At 43.6% G+C, this 19,500-nt stretch carries 11 protein-coding genes; 5 read left to right on the plus strand and 6 right to left on the minus strand.

The features are described 5' to 3' along the window. Nucleotides 1–9 precede the first annotated feature (9 nt). Both E2P86_RS15585 and E2P86_RS15590 read right to left on the minus strand, forming a co-directional pair. Entirely contained in the window at nt 10–1,563 is a 1,554-nt protein-coding gene (locus E2P86_RS15585) for a RagB/SusD family nutrient uptake outer membrane protein (protein ID WP_085473119.1), read from the minus strand. Nucleotides 1,564–1,568: 5 nt separating this feature from the next. Next, on the minus strand, nt 1,569–4,577 hold the full coding sequence (locus E2P86_RS15590; protein ID WP_134433698.1) for a SusC/RagA family TonB-linked outer membrane protein: 3,009 nt from the start codon (nt 4,575–4,577) through the stop codon (nt 1,569–1,571). Nucleotides 4,578–5,082: 505 nt separating this feature from the next. On the opposite strand from E2P86_RS15590, the gene E2P86_RS15595 reads away from it, so the two are divergent. Beyond that, the gene (locus E2P86_RS15595; protein WP_134433699.1) at nt 5,083–6,417 is read left to right on the plus strand and encodes an MFS transporter; all 1,335 of its coding nucleotides are present in this window, start codon (nt 5,083–5,085) and stop codon (nt 6,415–6,417) included. Here E2P86_RS15595 and E2P86_RS15600 read toward each other — a convergent pair. Together E2P86_RS15600 and E2P86_RS15605 are read right to left on the minus strand one after the other, a co-directional pair. Next, nucleotides 6,395–7,405 carry a LacI family DNA-binding transcriptional regulator gene (locus E2P86_RS15600; RefSeq protein WP_085473122.1) on the minus strand — a complete coding sequence of 337 codons (1,011 nt, stop codon included), beginning with the start codon at nt 7,403–7,405 and terminating at the stop codon, nt 6,395–6,397. The two genes, E2P86_RS15595 and E2P86_RS15600, sit on opposite strands and share 23 nt — an antisense overlap. 62 nt (nt 7,406–7,467) lie before the next feature. Continuing rightward, complete coding sequence (locus E2P86_RS15605) at nt 7,468–8,565, minus strand: mandelate racemase/muconate lactonizing enzyme family protein (protein ID WP_085473123.1); 1,098 nt, start codon at nt 8,563–8,565, stop codon at nt 7,468–7,470. Nucleotides 8,566–8,843: 278 nt separating this feature from the next. On the opposite strand from E2P86_RS15605, the gene gltB reads away from it, so the two are divergent. Beyond that, nucleotides 8,844–13,358 carry a glutamate synthase large subunit gene (gene gltB / locus E2P86_RS15610; protein WP_085473124.1) on the plus strand — a complete coding sequence of 1,505 codons (4,515 nt, stop codon included), beginning with the start codon at nt 8,844–8,846 and terminating at the stop codon, nt 13,356–13,358. Between the two features lie 72 nt (nt 13,359–13,430). After that, on the plus strand, nt 13,431–14,897 hold the full coding sequence (locus E2P86_RS15615) for a glutamate synthase subunit beta (RefSeq protein ID WP_134433700.1): 1,467 nt from the start codon (nt 13,431–13,433) through the stop codon (nt 14,895–14,897). A gap of 353 nt (nt 14,898–15,250) precedes the next feature. Here E2P86_RS15615 and E2P86_RS15620 read toward each other — a convergent pair whose 3' ends face one another. Beyond that, nucleotides 15,251–16,333: an LptF/LptG family permease gene (locus E2P86_RS15620; RefSeq protein WP_134433701.1), complete on the minus strand. Its 1,083-nt coding sequence runs from the start codon at nt 16,331–16,333 to the stop codon at nt 15,251–15,253. A gap of 63 nt (nt 16,334–16,396) precedes the next feature. After that, the gene (gene tgt / locus E2P86_RS15625) at nt 16,397–17,527 is read right to left on the minus strand and encodes a tRNA guanosine(34) transglycosylase Tgt (RefSeq protein ID WP_085473127.1); all 1,131 of its coding nucleotides are present in this window, start codon (nt 17,525–17,527) and stop codon (nt 16,397–16,399) included. A gap of 146 nt (nt 17,528–17,673) precedes the next feature. Here tgt and E2P86_RS15630 point away from each other — a divergent pair, with 146 nt between their 5' ends. Next, nucleotides 17,674–18,819: a glycosyltransferase gene (locus E2P86_RS15630; protein WP_134433702.1), complete on the plus strand. Its 1,146-nt coding sequence runs from the start codon at nt 17,674–17,676 to the stop codon at nt 18,817–18,819. 23 nt (nt 18,820–18,842) lie between these two features. After that, nucleotides 18,843–19,478 (plus strand): 16S rRNA (guanine(527)-N(7))-methyltransferase RsmG, encoded by a 636-nt coding sequence (gene rsmG / locus E2P86_RS15635; protein WP_134433703.1) that lies wholly within the window; start codon nt 18,843–18,845, stop codon nt 19,476–19,478. Nucleotides 19,479–19,500 lie beyond the last annotated feature (22 nt).

Consider the following 19,500-nt stretch of genomic DNA (forward strand, 5'->3'; position numbering starts at 1 on the left):
TTGTAAATTCTAATAGCCAGGATTTTGCGTTAAATTCCCATTATTTGTCATCGCTCTTGCTGGCACCGGGAATAAGCGTTTATGACTTTCACCTGCATTTGCTGGTTTAAACAGCAGTGCATCCTCCCATTTTCCAAAGCGGATCATATCCGTACGACGCGTCAGCTCGAAGGTAAACTCCAGTCCCCGTTCCTTATAGATCGCATCCAGCGTCAAACTGCCTGCCGTAAAATGTTTTTCAGGGTTTACAGGAAACGCCCGTTGACGCACCTGATTTGCAGCCGTTACTGCCTCGGTTAATGAACCATTCGTCGCTCCACGCAAGATCGCCTCTGCCTTCATCAAGAGCACATCTGCCAAACGAAAAACCACCACATCATTTCCTGCATTATTGCTGATTTGGTTTTTATCGGGATAGTATTTAATACAACGTGCACCAGCCAAACGACCGCCATCATCGGCACCACCAATATCAAAATCCGAACCTGGCAACAAATTATAACTATACGGATTGATAACAATATTCATCCCATTATAGATTAAAGGTTGTCCTGTTGAATTATACTGTTGTCCGTGAAGCCATTGCTGTTTTCTATTGTCCGAATCTTCAAACAAATCAAAGTAAGCCGGGGGCGCGCTCCACCCGTTCCACGGGTTTACACTTAGTTCAAAAGTCTGTCGGTGTGCGTAATGAAGCACCCGATTAAACAAGGTGTTCCCCGTTGCCCGCGCCGCATCATACGGAATGGAGAAAATAGGCTCTGGCGAAGAAGCGCCGTTATCCGGCATAAACTGCGCCAAGAAATCATTCTCCAGCGCATACTTACCCGAAGCAATAACCATATTTGCATGGTCCACCACCTTATTCCAATCCATCGCCTGCGCATACACTTGCCCATTAAGATATACCTTGGCTAGCAACGCATGAGCAAACCATTTTGTTGGCCTTCCGTATGTTGCTTCCGTTTTATCTTCACTCAACAAAGCGAGGTTCTCTTCCAGCTCGCTCGTAATAAAACTATACACTTCCGCCCGTGGAGTCGTTTTTGGCAACTCCGTTCCGGTATCAAATGTCTTCACCAACGGAATATTACCATACGTATCCATCATCATGAAATAATACCAAGCCCGCATGGTCTTAATTTCAGCGACCGTTTGATTCTTCTGCGCTGAATCTTCTGCTTTTTCCAGTACACTTAATACTCTATTGCAGGTACCGATGGCATTAAACCCCCAGTCCCACGTATCGCGCACCACTTCATGTGAAGGGGACCAGCTATGATAGTGCATATCACGCCACTTTCCACCATCAAACCAGTCGCCTCCACGCGTAGGAACAATAACCTCATCTGCTCCTGCAGTCTGTAGGCTAAAGTAATTATCAAAATATCCCCGTGCCGCTGTGTAAACTGGTCCCGTAACCGCGACAAACTGATCCGGTGTCTTTGGAAATGTTTCTTCTGTATACGCCGAATGTACATCAACGTCAAATTTTGTACACGATACTCCTAGCCCCAATACACCAGCTAAAAGCATTATATTTAATTTTGTTCTCGTTTTCATTTGTTCTAAAAAGTTAAGTTCACACCCAAGCTAAAGGACCGTGTTCTCGGGTAATAATTCCGATTATCAATACCTGGAGCTAAACCGCCCAGACCAACTTCGGGATCCACTCCCGTATAATCAGTCAGCACAAATAAATTTTGACCCGTTGCATAAATTCGAGCCTGTTTAAAATATTTATGCCCGGCGACAGCAAAACGATAACCCAGAGTAGCATTATCAAGCCTTAAGAAAGAACCATCTTCAATAAATCGACTAGAAGCAATCAATGGCGTTTCAAAAACACCTTCTTTAACCGCATCTTTAGAGATATTGGTTACGCTTGCTTGTTGAAGACGTGAAAGATCAGCACGCGTAGCATTGAAAACCTGATTGCCATACATTCCGCGGAAAAAGATATTCAGATCCCAGCTTTTGTAACGCAGATTATTGTTCCATCCATACGTGAATTTTGGCAAGGCATGTCCCATGATCTGGTAATCGTCCGGCGCAGAAATTTGATCCTGCGTCACCAGTTCACCAGAAGGTTTTTGATAAATGGTGCGTTTGGCAGCCTCATCATAGCCAACGTACTTCGCGACATAAAACGTTCCCAAGGCTTGCCCCGGTAAAACGATGGCAGCCGTTTGTCCCGTCCACCCCTCTAATCCAATACCTCCTTCATAACGTTGAGAGACACCAATATTTTCAATATTAGAAGTCAATGAACCCACTTCATTTATATTTCGTGCAAAATTAACCGTTGTGTTGTACGAGAAATTGCTGTTACTAACCACCCGAGCATTCAAGACAATTTCAACACCTTTGTTACTCATCGTTGCCCCATTTGCGAGAAGACGATTAAACTGGTATGGTGGAGAAGGTACGTCATACTCGTACAATAGGTCTTTTGTTTCCTTATTGTAATACTCAACAGAACCGCCCAATCGTCCTTTCCACAGTTCAAAATCTAAACCCACATTGAACATCGATGTTGTTTCCCATTTCAGATCCGGATTCGCGTTTTGGTTTACACCGTAGGCATTCATCCATTTGCCATTATAAAGAAATTGACCATTCTGTGGACCAAAAATCACAATCTGACAATATGGATCGATATTCTGGTTTCCGGATACTCCATAACCAGCACGAATCTTCAATTCAGAGAAGAGCGTTTGATTTTCCATAAACGCCTCTTTTGTCAGGCGCCAGGCGGCCGAAACCGAAGGGAATGTCGCCCAGCGATTATTTACGCCAAACTTAGACGAACCATCTTTACGTAACGAGGCACTCAATAGGTATTTTTCATTAAAGCTATAGCCCAAACGACCATAAAAAGAAATCAAGAGAGACTCCAATGTGGCCGGTGAATCCGTAAACGGATTATAGCCTTCCGGTAAAGTACCTAGGTTCAGGTTATTCGACCCCAGATCATCCGACATAAAACCAACCGAAGAAGCCCACATGCCATCATTGTTCTTCGTACGTTGATAGGAATAACCCGCCATAGCGTCAACGGTATGTTGTCCACGTGTTAGGTTGTAGTTCAGATAGGTTTCTAAAATTTTATCAATATGTTTGAGGTTCGTCCGGTCACCATAACCACGTCCCAAAGCTTTTGAGTCAAAATCTGTTCGGTGCATATAATATCTCTTATCATAGTGCGTTCGCTGATAAGAAAGCACATTCGACCACACCAAGCCGTCCAAGATGGTCAGATCGGCCTTGAAATTTCCCAGCAATGTATTGTTACTTCTCGTTTCATCTCTTTGGTTGAGCATGGCTACTGGGTTCATATAATTCGTCCGTCCCGGTACTTGAAAATATCCGCCATATTGAACATACTCTGCTCCATCCGACATAATCGGGGAAGTAGGTAAATACCGGGCTGCCCCATTAAAGATACCATAGTCTACATGATCGGAATTATTGATGCTATTGGCCATATTAAAAGCAAGCTTCAGTCGGTTGTCAAAAGCAGATTGATCGATACCGGCGCGCGCAATAATACGCTCTATGCCATTCCGCTTAACAATACCTTGGTTATTGAAATAATTCACCGAAGCATTGTAACGCGTCCCCTCGGATCCACCTGTCATCGAAAGATTATGGTTGTGCGAAAACCCCGTTCTTGTAATCTCTTTCTGCCAATCCGTATCATAACCTGTTTCACTTCCTGCTACCGCCAAAGCATGCTCCTCCACAAACATCTTATGTTCACTTGCATTCAAAACATTGACCCGGTTAGCCACCCGTTCCGTTGCAGCATAGCCACTATACGACAAAACTGGAGCACCGGCTTTACCGCGCTTAGTCGTTACGAAAATAACACCATTCGCCGCCCGAGAGCCGTAAATAGCTGTCGAAGAAGCATCTTTCATCACATCCATCGAAACAATATCATCGGGTGCAACAAGTTCAATATTCGCCCCAACAACACCATCAATTACATAAAGCGGAGCGGAACTCGCCGTTAAAGAGGATGGCCCCCGCAGCTGAATTGTCGCGCCTGCCGTAGGATCTCCACCAGAACGATTTACTGTTAACCCCGCCACTTTACCGGCCAAGAGTTGGTCCGGAGAACCCACAACTCCTTTGTTAAACTCCTCGGGCGTCACGCTCGCAATCGAACCGGTAACCTGCTTTTTCTTTGCCACCCCATATCCGATAACAACCACTTCCTCTAAAGCATCCATTCCATTACTCATTGTAAAATTGAGGACATTTTCGCCTGCAACCAGGCGTACAGTCTGACTTGAATTACTAAGTCCCATCATCTTCACCGTAATCGTATGGTTTCCCAACGGAAGATTTGAAATACTATACCTTCCGTCCATATCCGTGGAAGTCGCCTTTTTCGTATCTCCGATAACAACGGTTGCCCCCACAACCGGTTCTCCTTGTTCGTCGAGCACCCGCCCTTGTAGAATCACGCTCTGCACAACGCCAGCTTCCGCATGGCTCGTAAAAGCGCAACCCCATAGCGTAAGGAATAGGCTTAATACCCATCCACGGCATAAAGTAAATGTTTGCATAAAATCAATTGTTTTGGTTTATAGTTTATTATTTAATCATGCGATCCCTCCTATCGCACATGCTTTTATTTCACGCATTAGTACACCCCTATACACATCGTATATTCATGCACAATCATGCTTTAATGGGAACGTTCCCGAAAGTGATTGTAAAAACCCGCATCCCAATCCACCTATCCCATCCTTCTACGCTGTAAAAAAGGAATATCGGTAAATACTTTCGCACACTCCAATAAAATAAGATGATAGACATCCGGTGATAGCAAAAGCTTTGGATGCCGTGATTTATAATTGATCATCTTTACAAAATGGGAACGTTCCCATTTTGTAAAGCTAAAGATAGAAAATTGTTCTCAGCCTCCAAAAAAAAACTGCACAAAAAGTAGATTTGACTTTTCTTCCTACGAAAAACAATCGATTCCTCATTTATTTTCGCATCTTTAAGTCACAAACAGCGGCACCGCCCCGAGACGCGCTACCCTGCTTTCTATCGTGAGAACGGTCTATGAAACCTAAACAAAAAATAGCACAACTTCTAAATTTAAGTATTGGATTTTTGGGAATCCAATCCGTTTTTGCTCTTCAGGCAGGGCATGCATCACGTATTTTTCAAACTTTAGGAGCACACCTCGAACAGCTTCCTCTTTTCTGGTTGGCGGCTCCATTAACAGGCCTTATTGTCCAACCTATTCTCGGTTTTTACAGCGATCGTACATGGACACGCTTAGGAAGGCGCACCCCTTTTCTCCTCGCTGGGAGTTTATTCACAATCTTCGCACTCATTTTGCTTCCTAATGCGCCAGCATTTATGTGGCTTGTTTCACCTTTGGTTTTTGCCGTGATGATGATGATCGTCCTAGACATTGCATTTAACATGAGTATGCATCCAATGCGTGCGCTAGTTCGCGACCAACTATCCTCAACACAGCAAGGACAAGGCTATGCTCTACAAACTTTTTTAATCGGCATTGGCGCTATCATTGGTTCTATATTGCCCTACCTTTTATCACAATATCTAGGTGTGCCTAAAACTGCCGAGACGGGCATAATTCCGCCAAATGTAAGGTGGTCTTTTTATTTAGGTGCCGCCCTCTTGCTGGTATGCATCCTATGGACTGTGTTCACCGTGCGCGAAAAGCAGTATTATTCAGCTGAAAATAAAGATGCGGATTCCACTATAGTATCATCAACCTCAGCCCCTAAGACCACAATCTTAACCAACATCCCAAAGGTCTTATTAAAACTAGGTTTGGTGCAGTTCTTTTCTTGGTTTGCGTTCTTTTCAATGTGGGTATTTACAACCTCTGCGGTTGCCCAGCATTTTTTCAAACTTCCGGTACGGGATACATCGTCAGCAGCATTCGCCGATGCAGCAAATTTAACAGGACTACTATTCGCAACATATAACCTTACCGCGACGGTCCTTGCCCTATTGCTCCCAAAACTGTATGGTTATCTGGGACAACGCAACACCCATACAGTAGCCCTATTTATTGGTGCTATTGGCTTTATATCTATTTATTACATGCCCACTACAACGCTGCTTTTTTTCTCCATGGTCTTAATAGGAATTTCCTGGGGCAGCGTCCTTTCTACGCCCTTCGCGCTATTAGCCAACAGCATCCCGTGCAAAAAAGTAGGATTATATATCGGTCTTTTCAACTGTTTTATCACGCTCCCCCAAATTGTAAATGGACTGATTGGTGGCTGGCTGATGAAACACATATTTGATAACCAAGCCATTTATGCACTATCTCTTTCCGGTGTATTCATGCTTTGTGCGACGGTGGCCAATCTATGGCTTCACAACGATAAACCTACAGGCGCGAAGAGTCCCTAACCACAAGTTCGGATGACAAGACAATTTGTGGTTGCAGTCCTCCAGAATCGACTCCCGACAACTTATCCAACAAGATATTTGCCGCGTGCTCGCCAATCTGAATAGCGGGCTGCGTTATGGTACTTAAGCTTGGGTTTAGCAACTCGGCAATCTCTAAGCTGGAAAACGCAACAATTTTAAGATCCTCCGGAATCCTGATCCCCTGATCCCGGCATACATAATATGCCGACACGGCTAGACGTTCCACGGAAGCCAAAACCCCATCTGGATTTTGCTCCGCAAGAAACGTTTTTAAAATCAAAGCATTCTCATCATATGCATTCGAACAATCCGCGATAAGCAACTCATCCGTCGGGAGACCTCCATCATGCAGAGCATCCATATAACCTTGCATCCGTGTCTTACCAATCGACTGTTCCTTGTTCACCACCAAATAAGCAATCCGCTTGCAACCATTGGCAATCAAATGTTGTGTCGCCAAGTAACTACTATCGTAATCATCCGTCACAACAGTTGGCAGTTCAATATCATCATACACCCGATCGAAGAGAACAACAGGCAGCCAATCGAAATCCACCCGATTTAAGTAACTATGATCCTCCGACTCACCACTTACCGACATCAAAACACCATCGACACGCCCATTCGAAATGCTACGAATAAACTCCTTTTCCTTTTGGATATCATCATCCGTTACGAAAATCAAAATATGATAACCTTTGGTTTTTGCAACGCGTTCCACGCCCTGAATAATCTGGGTAAAATAATTATTGGCCAACTCCGGCACCACCACCGCAATCGTCTTGCTTTTTTGCTCCCGCAAATTGCTTGCGTAGTGATTCGGTCGGTAATTTAACTCCTTAGCCATCTTCAAAACCCGTTCTTTGGTCGTCGGATTAATATCGCTATTATCTCGAAAAGCACGCGAAACAGTAGATTTGGACAGATTTAAGGCTTTGGCTAGTTTAATGATATCTATCTTACTCATAAAATGATTAGCTACACGAAAGTAAAGAATATTCTAAACTTTCAATATAAAAAAATGGACGATTAAATCGTCCATTTTTCACATGTATCTAAAAACGCTTGTTCCACATCGGCCCCAATCCCAGGCGCATCTGAGATAGAGATTCGATATCCGTTATATTGGATACCTCCCACAATTGGATCTTCCAAATGACCAACCATACAAGTATCTAAATCAAAAAACTTAACATTCGGAGCCGCATAGGCAAAGTGCACTTTTGCAGCCAACGCCAATCGAGATTCTAACATCCCTCCAATCATACATGGAACACCATATTCAGCAGCGATAGCTTGGATCCGTAGTGATTCTGCAATCCCTGTCGACTTAGAAAACTTAATATTAATATAATCGCAGGCATCATTCCGGCATAGACGGTCCGCATCCCGATGCGAATAAACAGATTCATCTGCCATAATCGGAACGATGGTCTGCGTGCGAAGCTCCGGCAACAAATGATCATTATAAGTCCGCATAGGCTGTTCACAAAACTGAATCTTAAACGGTTCCAAACCAGTAAGTGCTTCGACTGCCCCTTCAAAAGACCATCCTTGATTGGCATCAATTCGAATAGGAATATCAAAGCCTACAGCCTTCCGGATTTCCCGAATACGTTGGATATCATCCGCCGGCACTTTCCCTAACTTCACTTTGAGCGCCTCCGCGCCACCTTCTTTCAACACCCGTGCTTTCTCCGCCATAACCGCTGGCGAAGCAATCCCCAGCGTGATATCCGTAACAATTTCGCGCTTCGTACCGCCCAAAAATTTATACAACGGTAGCCCGGCATCCTTCGCTGCGATATCATGCAATGCCATATCAAAGGCAGATTTTATCGTACTATTTCCTGCAATAAACAAATCCAACTCCGCCATCCGTTCACTGATATCCAGCGGATTTTTATCCCGCCATAATGCAGCAAAATCGCGCGCAAGCACCAAGCAGGTTCCTTGTGTTTCCCCGACAATCATGGGAAAGGCAGAACATTCACCTACCCCATAAATACCTGTATCAGTAAAGATACGGACGAACGTATTCTGTGCATAGTCCATCGTACCTGTTGCAATAACAAAGGGCTCCATGGGAATGCTAAAACGGTATATTTCGGTTTTTATAATGCGCATAATAGATAAAATAATAAACTGATTAAAACAGGCTAAAGCTCGCTTAAATAAGTGAAAAGTCAAAATTTATAGCCAAACCTCTTTCGATTATTCGTCGCAACAGAAATATGACAGAATGATATTTCAGGATTCCCTCAATCAACCAACAAGAATACAAAATCTATAAAAAAATGAAGTTTGATTGAAAAATAATCAACAATATTTAATAATTATTATCAAAAACATAAATTTATAATAATAAAATTTCTATATTAGCAACCTAATATTTTGAGGAGACGATGATTAACGAAAGAATACCAGAGCAGGGGCTTTATAACCCAGACTTTGAACATGACGCTTGTGGTGTGGGGTTTGTTGCCCACATAAAAGGAAATAAGTCGCATCAACACGTTCGCGACGCCTTAACCATGTTGGAGAATATGGAACACCGGGGAGCTTGTGGATGCGATCCTGAAAGTGGTGATGGTGCCGGAATTATGATTCAACTGCCCCATGAATTTCTATGGGAAGAATGTATCAATCTAGGTATCCAACTCGAAGAACCAGGCTATTACGGAACAGGGATGCTTTTTTTACCAAAAGAAGCCGACCTCAACAAACTATGTCGCGAAACAATCGTAGAAGCTACCCAAGAAAGAAATATGAAGTTCTTAGGTTTCCGGCCTGTTCCGGTAAACCGTGAAGGGATAGGCCCTACTGCGCTTGGTGCAGAACCTGAAATTGTTCAATTCTTCGTTTCCCGTCCTGAAGGAGTTTTAACGACAGAAGATTTCGAAAGAAAACTCTTTGTATTAAGACGCCTAATTATTCAAAAAATAAAAGAACACCAAGCTTACCCGCTCCCTCTCTATATCGCGTCGTTATCTTGTAAAACGATTATTTATAAGGGACAGCTTACCACCTATCAAGTCGGCAGCTATTTTGAAGATCTGCGCGACCCAAGAGTGGTATCTGCTTTTGGCTTGGTTCACTCTCGTTTCTCCACAAATACGTTCCCATCGTGGTCCTTAGCGCAACCTTTCCGCAATATCGCACACAATGGAGAGATCAATACTTTAACGGGTAACCTCAACTGGTTCTACGCAGGTGTTCGTTCCTTATCTTCGCCCTACTTCACGGATGAAGAAATGCAGATATTACTTCCTGTTGTGGACCGTGGACAATCGGATTCGGCATGTCTAGATAATGTGGTGGAGCTTCTGCTCCATAGTGGACGCAGCTTACCGCATGTCATGCTGATGCTCGTTCCTGAAGCTTGGGACGGCAACACGCAGATGGATCCGTTAAAAAAAGCATTCTACGAATATCATGCAACGCTGATGGAGCCGTGGGATGGACCAGCAGCATTATGTTTTACCGACGGAAAAACTATTGGTGCGACATTAGACCGCAACGGTTTACGTCCATTACGCTACGCCGTCACTTCCGACGATCGCGTAATCGTAGCATCCGAAGCTGGCGCTTTGCCGATTCCGGAAAGTTCCATCATAAAAAAAGGAAGACAACAGCCCGGAAAAATATTCGTTGTCGATATGGAGGCCGGCTGCATCCGTTCAGATGAAGAAGTAAAAGGAGAGCTTATCCGTCAACAACCGTATGGTGAGTGGCTGAACAATTATAAAATACGCATGGATGAATTGGAAGATCCACGTGTAACCTATACGTACCTCAAGAAAGAATCCGTTTTTAGGTATCAACAAGCTTTTGGGTATTCCCGTGAAGATTTGGAAACCATATTAACACCGATGGCTTTAACAGGGTATGAACCGATTGGCTCTATGGGAACCGATGTACCTTTAGCGATTCTATCGGACCAACCGCAACATCTATCAAGTTACTTTAAACAGTTCTTTGCGCAGGTTACCAACCCTCCGATAGATCCCATCCGGGAACGCTTGGTCATGAGCTTGGCAACATTTATTGGAAATGCAGGAAATATACTGATCGAAGACAAAAAATTCTGTCACTGCGTCACGCTAGAACATCCCATCCTAACTTCCAGCGAATTAGAAAAACTACGGTCTATTGATACCGGTATATTTCAAGCAAAAACACTTCAATTATATTTTAAAGCGGATGGCAAGCCCGGTTCCCTAGAAGCAGGACTAGAGCGTCTTTGCCGCTATGCCGACGATGCGGTACGCGATGGCTTCGAAGTCATTATTTTATCGGACCGCGCAATCGACTCGCAACATGCTGCGATCCCTTCTATCTTAGCTGTTTCAGCGGTACACCATCACCTGATAAAAACAGGAAACCGGGGTGCGGTCGGTTTAGTCGTGGAAGCTGGAGATGTTTGGGAAGTTCACCATTTCGCGTGTTTACTCGCTTTTGGCGCTACTGCAATCAATCCATACATGGCTTTAGCTACAATCCGTACGCTCAAAGAACAGGAATTAATCGAGACAAACTTAACCTGGGATGATCTCAAAAAGAATTATGTTAAAGCGATCTGTGCTGGCTTACTGAAAATATTCTCTAAAATGGGAATCTCGACGTTACAGTCTTACCATGGCGCCCAAATATTTGAGGTTCTAGGTATTGATTCAAGTGTTGTTGACCGATATTTCTGCGGTGCAGTCTCCCGAATCGGTGGCTTAACACTCGATGATATCGCCACCGAAGCACTGGCGAAACACTGGCGTGCTTTTGGAAATAACCGTATTGAGAAAAAGCTTCTACCTGAGGGCGGACTTTACCAATGGAAACGTCGTGGCGAAGGTCACCTGTGGAATCCAGAAACAGTGCATTTATTACAAAAAGCATGTCGTGATAATGATTACGATGCCTACAAAAAATATGCATCGATTATTAACAACCAAAAAGAGCGTATGTTTACCTTACGTGGCTTATTGGATTTTGCAAAGCATCGTACCGCTGTTCCTTTAGATGAAGTAGAACCTGTCGAGCTTATCATGAAACGCTTTGCAACGGGCGCCATGTCGATGGGTTCCATATCCACGGAGGCACACAGTACGCTGGCAATTGCCATGAACCGAATTGGTGCAAAAAGCAACACCGGCGAAGGTGGAGAAGATGATGCGCGCTTCGTGCGTTTACCAAACGGAGATTCTATGCGCTCGGCAATCAAGCAAGTGGCATCGGCACGTTTTGGGGTCACCTCGCATTACCTCACCGAAGCGGATGAGATCCAGATAAAAATGGCACAAGGTGCAAAGCCAGGTGAAGGGGGGCAGCTCCCAGGCGACAAAGTGGATGATTTCATCGCCCGATTACGTCACGCCACCCCTGGTGTCGGACTCATCTCGCCACCACCACACCACGATATATATTCGATTGAGGATTTAGCGCAATTGATTTTCGACCTCAAAAATGCGAACCGTGCCGCACGGATTAACGTAAAACTTGTTTCTAAAGCCGGGGTAGGCACAATTGCTGCGGGTGTAGCCAAAGCACATGCCGATGTTATCCTGATTGCAGGTTACGACGGTGGTACAGGGGCCTCTCCTATCAGCTCCATAAAGCACGCAGGTTTACCTTGGGAGCTAGGGCTCGCCGAAGCACACCAAACCCTGGTGCAAAATAAATTGCGCAGTCGCGTAGTATTACAGGCTGACGGGCAGATGAAGACGGGTCGTGATATCGTCATCGCAGCACTGTTAGGGGCGGAAGAATGGGGTGTTGCTACCGCAGCTCTAGTTGCTGGAGGCTGCATCATGATGCGTAAATGCCACTTGAATACCTGTCCGGTTGGCGTGGCGACACAAGATCCTGAACTACGTAAATTATTTTCAGGAAAACCAGAGGACATCGTAAACTTATTCCGTTTCCTTGCAGAAGAGATACGTGAAATCATGGCGGAACTGGGCTTCCGCACCATCAACGAGATGGTCGGCCGTGCACAATTCTTAAAGAAAAGAGAAAACAATCAGCATTGGAAAGCATCCAAAATAGACTTCAGTAAATTACTGCATGTCGCCAGAAATGAGCCAAACGAATCACTGTACAATACGCAAGAGCAAGACCACGGCTTAAGCATGATTTTAGACTGGGGATTACTAACGCAAGCTAAAATCGCCTTAGAATCTAAAACACCGGTATTTGGCACTTTCTTGGTAAAAAACACAGATCGTACAGTCGGCACGATGTTGTCCAATGAAATCTCTAAGCTTTACGGTGCAGAAGGTTTACCGGATAACACCATCAATTTCAAATTTGAAGGATCTGCCGGACAATCTTTCGGAGCGTTTGGTGCAAAAGGGCTTTCATTTGAACTAGAAGGAGAGGCGAACGATTATGTTGGAAAGGGACTTTCTGGTGCACAACTAGCTATCTACCCGACAAAAGATAGTCCGCTTACTGCACATGAGAATATCATCATAGGAAACGTAGCCCTATATGGAGCCACATCAGGTCATCTGTTTATAAACGGTATGGCAGGCGAAAGATTTGCGGTCCGCAACTCTGGAGCTACGGCTGTAGTCGAGGGAATCGGTGATCACGGATGTGAATATATGACGGGTGGGCGCGCACTTATCCTTGGTCCAACAGGACGAAACTTTGCTGCAGGGATGAGTGGTGGTATCGCGTGGATCTACGACATCAACGGAACGTTCCGCGAAAACTGCAATCAAGAAATGGTCGATCTGGACCCTTTAGATACAGAAGACGAAAACACGATTATTGCTTTACTGAAACGCCATATCCTTCTTACAAACAGCGAGAAGGCGAATGATATTTTACAACAATGGTCGAAGGAGAAAAACAAATTCATTAAAGTGTTCCCGCGTGAATACAAGAATGTTTTACGCAGAAAATTAGTGGAGGCATAGTACAGACACAAGATTTAGCTACACGAAGCCCTTCGGGGTTTGTATCTAAAAAAGTAGAAACAACAACAGATCATGGGAAAACCAACAGGATTTTTAGAATTTGAACGTACGCTTCCACAAAAGGATGCTGTAGAAAATAGAAAACAAAATTATCAGGAGTTCGTCAACAGCTATTCTGACGACCAACTGAATAATCAAGCAGCACGTTGTATGAATTGTGGCATTCCTTTTTGCCACTCGGGCTGCCCACTAGGCAATGTGATTCCCGAGTTCAACGACGCCGTGTATGACGGTCGCTGGGAAGACGCTTATTTAATCCTCTCCTCCACCAATAACTTTCCAGAGTTTACAGGTCGGATTTGTCCAGCACCGTGTGAAGCGGCCTGCGTATTGGGTATTAATAAATCGCCTGTATCCATCGAGGAAATCGAAAAGCACATCATTGAAATCGCCTACAAAAAAGGATATGTGCAGCCAAATAAAAGTTTTCTCAAAACAGGAAAAAAAGTAGCTGTTGTAGGTTCAGGTCCAGCCGGACTCGCTGCCGCAGCACAATTGAATAAAGCAGGACATGATGTGGTCGTTTATGAGCGGGACGATAAGGTCGGAGGGTTGCTTCGTTATGGCATCCCAGACTTTAAACTAGATAAGTCTGTTATTGATCGTCGAGTCGAGGTCATGGAACAATCGGGTATTGAATTCCGTACCAACGCAGAAGTAGGAAAGAATGTACATGTAAGTGAGCTACAGTCTTATGATGCTGTGGTCTTAACAGGTGGCTCCACCATACCACGCGACTTACCTATACCTGGTCGTGAATTAAAAGGGGTTCATTATGCGATGGAGTTCTTAAAACAGCAAAATAAACGCGTAGGCAGTTCTCCTATTGAGGTCGAAGAAATTCATGCCCAAGGTAAAAATGTCCTCGTTATCGGTGGTGGCGATACCGGTTCTGATTGTGTTGGTACCTCCAACCGACACGGTGCAACCTCAGTTACTCAATTTGAGCTTATGCCGCAACCACCGAAAGAGCGCACAGCAGCTATGCCATGGCCAACGTACCCGATGTTGTTAAAAACAACCACATCGCACGAAGAGGGATGTCAGCGTTTTTGGAGCATCAATACCAAAGCTTTCTTAGGAGATGAGAAGGGAAACCTTCGCGCTGCCTTAGTGGTAGATTTGGAGTGGGAAACAGACACCTACGGACGACCAACAAAGTTTCAGGAGGTTGCAGGTTCCGAACGCGAGTTACCGTGTGAACTCGTAACCTTGGCAATGGGATTCTTACACCCACAACATCAAGGTCTTTTGGAGCAGCTTGGCGTTAAATTGGACGGACGTGGAAATGTAGAAGCCACAGAAGGAGAATATAAAACCTCTGCCGACAGAATATTCGTTGCCGGCGATATGCGCCGCGGTCAGTCACTCGTTGTCTGGGCTATATCCGAGGGACGCGAATGTGCACGTAAGGTGGATGAATACTTGATGGGTTATTCCGAGTTGGAGTCCAAAGATAAAATAGTCTCATACGCTTAATTTCATATACTTTAGTACGTTCTAGTACAAAAGTAAAAAAGCCGGATTCCCATCCGGCTTTTATTATTTATTAAGGTTTTGTATTTCAAAGTTGTAGACCAAACTCCGAAGGGCTCAACGCAGCTATATCTTATAATTTACTTTTTTAGACACAACATCTTACGTCTCTACTATAACAAAATCTTATTTCTTCACCTCTCTACACCTATACCTCTACATCCTTTTACCGCTTCACTTCTTTACCTCTGCACTACTTCTCCCCTTCTTCACCTCTATACACCTTCACCCTTTTACCGCTTCACTTCTTTGCCCCTTCGCCTCTTTACCTCTCCCCACAACAAACCAACAACAAACTACTTCGGTGCTTTATGTTTTAACCACAACGCAATAACGAGAAATAAAACATTAGGAATGAGAATAGCGATCAACGGGTCTAACCCACCCTTGAGAGAGAACATGGTAGAAAACTGCACCAGCAGAAGGTAGGTAAAACTTAAGGCTATACCAATACCCAAACTAAGACCGATCCCACCACGCACTTTTTTTGAAGATAGAGACACCCCCATTAATGTTAAGATGAACGCGGAGAAAGGTCCAATATATCGTTTATATTTTTCCAACAATAAGTCTGTCATCATGCCCGTCCCGCGTGTTTCCTCTTTGCTAATCCGTTCATTCAATTCCTTCGTATCCATGGCCGTAAAGACATTATCATAGACCTCAAAATCACGCGGCAGCATATCCAATGTTGTATCTCGGACGGTACCATTCTCCATGGTCTCTTTAAAACCATCGATCTTACGCACGGTATAATCTTCAATCTTCCACTTCGTCGCAACTGAATCCCATGTAATACGCTGCGCCATCAATTTCTCTACTAATTTATCCCCATCGAATTTCTCCAAAGAAAAATCGTAACCAATATTAGTCCGGGTTTCGAAATTCCCAACATACACATAGGTATTCGAATCTATTTGCATATGGGTAGATAAAGTCGATGAGCTTACCTTTTGGGGTTTTACATACACATTTTCAAACTGTACTTTTACCTTGTTCGTATAAGGAATAACCCACAGGTTCAATACTAAGGTAAAAGAAAATATCAATCCCGCCGAGATCATATATGGCCGCAGGAATCGGTTGAAGCTCATTCCTCCACTCAGGATTGGAACAACCTCCGTTTGATCTGCCATCTTTGAGGTAAAGAAAATAACAGCAATAAAATTGATTAGCGGTGTAAGCATATTCAGGAAGAAAGGAATACTTCCCAACGCATAATACTGAAGAAAGACCTTTGACATCGGCGCTTTATTCTTCAGAAAATCATCCAGCTTTTCCGATACGTCAAACACCACGATCACCACAATAAAAATCCCCACTGTGAACACGAAAGTACTCAGGTATTTTTTGATGATATAGCGATCAATAATGTTCATCTTCCGAAATCAAAAATAGTAAGTTTAGTTGATAATGATATACCTAATTTAGCGATTTACCTTTTACAATCGCTGTCCCAATACTTTCACCATTTTCTCTTTCCAATCGTAGAATGTACCATCAATAATCTTTTCACGAGCCTGTCCAACTAACCACAAATAGAAATGAAGGTTATGCAACGAAGCAATCTGTGCACCTAAAATTTCTTGCGAACGAATAAGGTGGCGCAAATAGGCCTTTGTATGGATCTGATCTACTAAAAGATCACTCTCTGCCTCAATCGGCGAGAAGTCATCTTTCCATTTTTCATTCTTGATATTGATAATACCGTTGCGTGTAAATAGCATTCCGTTACGTGCATTACGGGTAGGCATCACACAATCAAACATATCGATACCCAATGCGATATTTTCTAAAATATTTATAGGTGTACCAACGCCCATCAGATAACGAGGTTTCTCGTATGGCAAAATATTGGTTACCACCTCGGTCATTGCATACATCTCTTCCGCTGGCTCTCCAACAGAAAGCCCGCCAATCGCATTACCATCCCGATTGAAGGAAGCAATTGCCTCCGCCGATTTAGCGCGCAAATCTTTATACACAGAACCTTGAACAATCGGGAATAACGTTTGTTCATAACCATATAACGGCTCTGTACTATCAAAACGATCCACACAGCGCTTCAACCAGCGATGTGTCATATCCATTGATCTACGTGCATAATTATACTCACAAGGATAAGGTGTACACTCGTCGAAAGCCATAATAATATCCGCACCGATTATTCGTTGCGTATCCATGACATTTTCGGGTGTAAATAAATGTTTAGAACCATCCACATGTGATCTAAAGGTCACCCCCTCTTCCCGAATCTTACGCACTTCTGTTAGGGAGTAAACTTGATAACCACCCGAATCGGTCAAGATAGGTCTATCCCAATTGATAAACTTATGCAGACCTCCTGCTTTATTCAACACATCCAATCCGGGACGTAAATAAAGATGATACGTATTTCCCAGAATAATCTGTGCTTGTATATCGTTTACTAATTCCTGCTGATGTACTGCTTTAACAGTCCCTGCCGTACCAACGGGCATGAAAATCGGTGTTTGAATATTTCCATGAGCAGTTTCCAATACCCCGGCTCTGGCGCGTGAACCTTTATCTTGTGCTTGAAGCGTAAATTTCATATTGTCTTCCCTCCTGCCCTTATGGCAGAATCCCTGCAAAAATAGGATAAAAAAAGCGACGAAACGACTAGGGAGTAAAATCTTAATAAAACTTAACCTTTTCTCCCTGTATTCTTAGTAGAAGACCTTATCTTTGAGACTTCAATATGACGCTTCTCGAACAAGTTACACCCTTTATTTCCTTTATTCCTTTTGGGATACTAGGCATTCTACTATTCATTCAGTTATACTACCTGATTTTTGTGTACGGAAAGCTCGCTGGCTATCGGGTAAAATCTTTCCAAGAAGCCACGCCTCAGCCGCCGGTCAGTGTTATTATATGCGCGCACAATGAGCAAGAAAACATAAAGACCTTCTTACCCGGCATCCTGGAACAGGAATACCCGGACTTTCAAGTCGTGGTTGTTAACGACTGCTCCACAGACGACACCGAATGGATCTTACAAGATTTCTTAAGACAATATCCAGACAAACTGAAGGTCGTTCAGATTCAAGAACACGTACAGCTTAAGCATACCAAGAAATTTGCGGTTACGCTAGGCATTAAGGCGGCAAAGCATGAATATCTAGTCTTTACCGATGCCGATTGTCAACCCAATTCCAAATTATGGTTGGCGGAAATGGCCGGAGCTTTTACGGAGGACAAAGAAATTGTCCTAGGTTATTCTCCCTATTTCCGACATCGTGGATTTCTGAACAGACTTATACGCTTTGAAACGACGCACACAGCCATGAGTTATCTCGCCTACGCCCTTAAAAAAAATGCGTATATGGGCGTGGGTCGTAATCTCGCTTACACCAAATCCTTATTCTTTAAAGGCAAAGGTTTCAATAAACATATGCATATTAAATCTGGCGATGATGATCTTTTTGTCAACCATAATGCGACCCGTTCTAATGTGAACATTGCAATTCATCCAGATTCTTTTATGCATTCTGTCCCGAAGGATACATGGAAAAGCTATTACAAACAAAAAGCGAGACATAGCGGAGCATCTGTTTTATACAAATCCCGTCATAAGCGCATGCTTGCCACACAGCTCGTCACTGCAGTCTTATTTTATCTGACCCTTCTTGCCAGCATATTGCTGCTTCCTTCCTTCTGGTATGTACCCCTTGCTGCGTACCTGTTACGCTTACTTGTTCAGTATATTATATTTAGTAACATATATAGAAAGTTAGAAGTTCGAGACCTCTTGTTGTGGCTTCCCTTTCTCGACCTATTTTACTATTTCTATATTTGCATCAACGGACTGTTCAACAGAAAGAAAAAACAAACTTCCTGGAAGTAGTAACAATTTAATCCCCGATAACAATGAATCCAACAGTAGATATTATATACAAGTATTTTCCGAACCTCACGGACAAACAGAAGGAACAATTTGCTCAGCTCGCTGAAGTATATCCTTTTTGGAACAATCAAATTAATGTCGTTTCGCGGAAAGATATCGAAAGCTTATACCTGCACCATGTACTGCATTCCTTGGGCATTGCGAAGTTTATAACAAAATTTGCGGCAGGTACACGTGTCTTAGATGTCGGTACCGGCGGTGGCTTCCCCGGAATTCCATTAGCAATTTTATTTCCGGAGGTTCACTTTCACTTAGTAGACTCGATCGGAAAAAAGATAAAGGTAGTACGTGAAGTGGCACAGGCTATTGGTTTAGAAAATGTCGAAGCAGATCACATTCGTGCAGAAGAACTGGATTACAAATATGACTTTGTCGTTTCTCGCGCAGTAACACGCCTCGCCGATTTCGCGCCGTGGATTCGTAATAAATTTGAAAAGAAAGATAAAAATGGTGTGCCTAATGGCATTCTTTACCTTAAAGGAGGAGACCTAAAAGAGGAAATCAAAGAGTCTCGATTAAAAGCGGAATTGCACCCACTTTCTGATTATTTCGAAGAGGACTTCTTTGAAACAAAGTATGTCGTTTACGTGCCGATGTAGGGCTTAATTTTTAGTTGGTGGT

The sequence above is a fragment of the Sphingobacterium psychroaquaticum genome, from assembly GCF_004421025.1.
Taxonomy (GTDB): Bacteria; Bacteroidota; Bacteroidia; order Sphingobacteriales; family Sphingobacteriaceae; genus Sphingobacterium; species Sphingobacterium psychroaquaticum.

Bases quoted from the DNA above. Each gene is read 5' to 3' on its own strand.
- E2P86_RS15630 (WP_134433702.1), top strand. From the start codon at position 17,674: ATGACGCTTCTCGAACAAGTTACACCCTTTATTTCCTTTATTCCTTTT.
- gltB (WP_085473124.1), top strand. From the start codon at position 8,844: ATGATTAACGAAAGAATACCAGAGCAGGGGCTTTATAACCCAGACTTT.
- E2P86_RS15605 (WP_085473123.1), bottom strand. From the start codon at position 8,565: ATGCGCATTATAAAAACCGAAATATACCGTTTTAGCATTCCCATGGAG.
- tgt (WP_085473127.1), bottom strand. From the start codon at position 17,527: ATGAAATTTACGCTTCAAGCACAAGATAAAGGTTCACGCGCCAGAGCC.
- E2P86_RS15585 (WP_085473119.1), bottom strand. From the start codon at position 1,563: ATGAAAACGAGAACAAAATTAAATATAATGCTTTTAGCTGGTGTATTG.
- rsmG (WP_134433703.1), top strand. From the start codon at position 18,843: ATGAATCCAACAGTAGATATTATATACAAGTATTTTCCGAACCTCACG.
- E2P86_RS15615 (WP_134433700.1), top strand. From the start codon at position 13,431: ATGGGAAAACCAACAGGATTTTTAGAATTTGAACGTACGCTTCCACAA.
- E2P86_RS15600 (WP_085473122.1), bottom strand. From the start codon at position 7,405: ATGAGTAAGATAGATATCATTAAACTAGCCAAAGCCTTAAATCTGTCC.
- E2P86_RS15590 (WP_134433698.1), bottom strand. From the start codon at position 4,577: ATGCAAACATTTACTTTATGCCGTGGATGGGTATTAAGCCTATTCCTT.
- E2P86_RS15595 (WP_134433699.1), top strand. From the start codon at position 5,083: ATGAAACCTAAACAAAAAATAGCACAACTTCTAAATTTAAGTATTGGA.
- E2P86_RS15620 (WP_134433701.1), bottom strand. From the start codon at position 16,333: ATGAACATTATTGATCGCTATATCATCAAAAAATACCTGAGTACTTTC.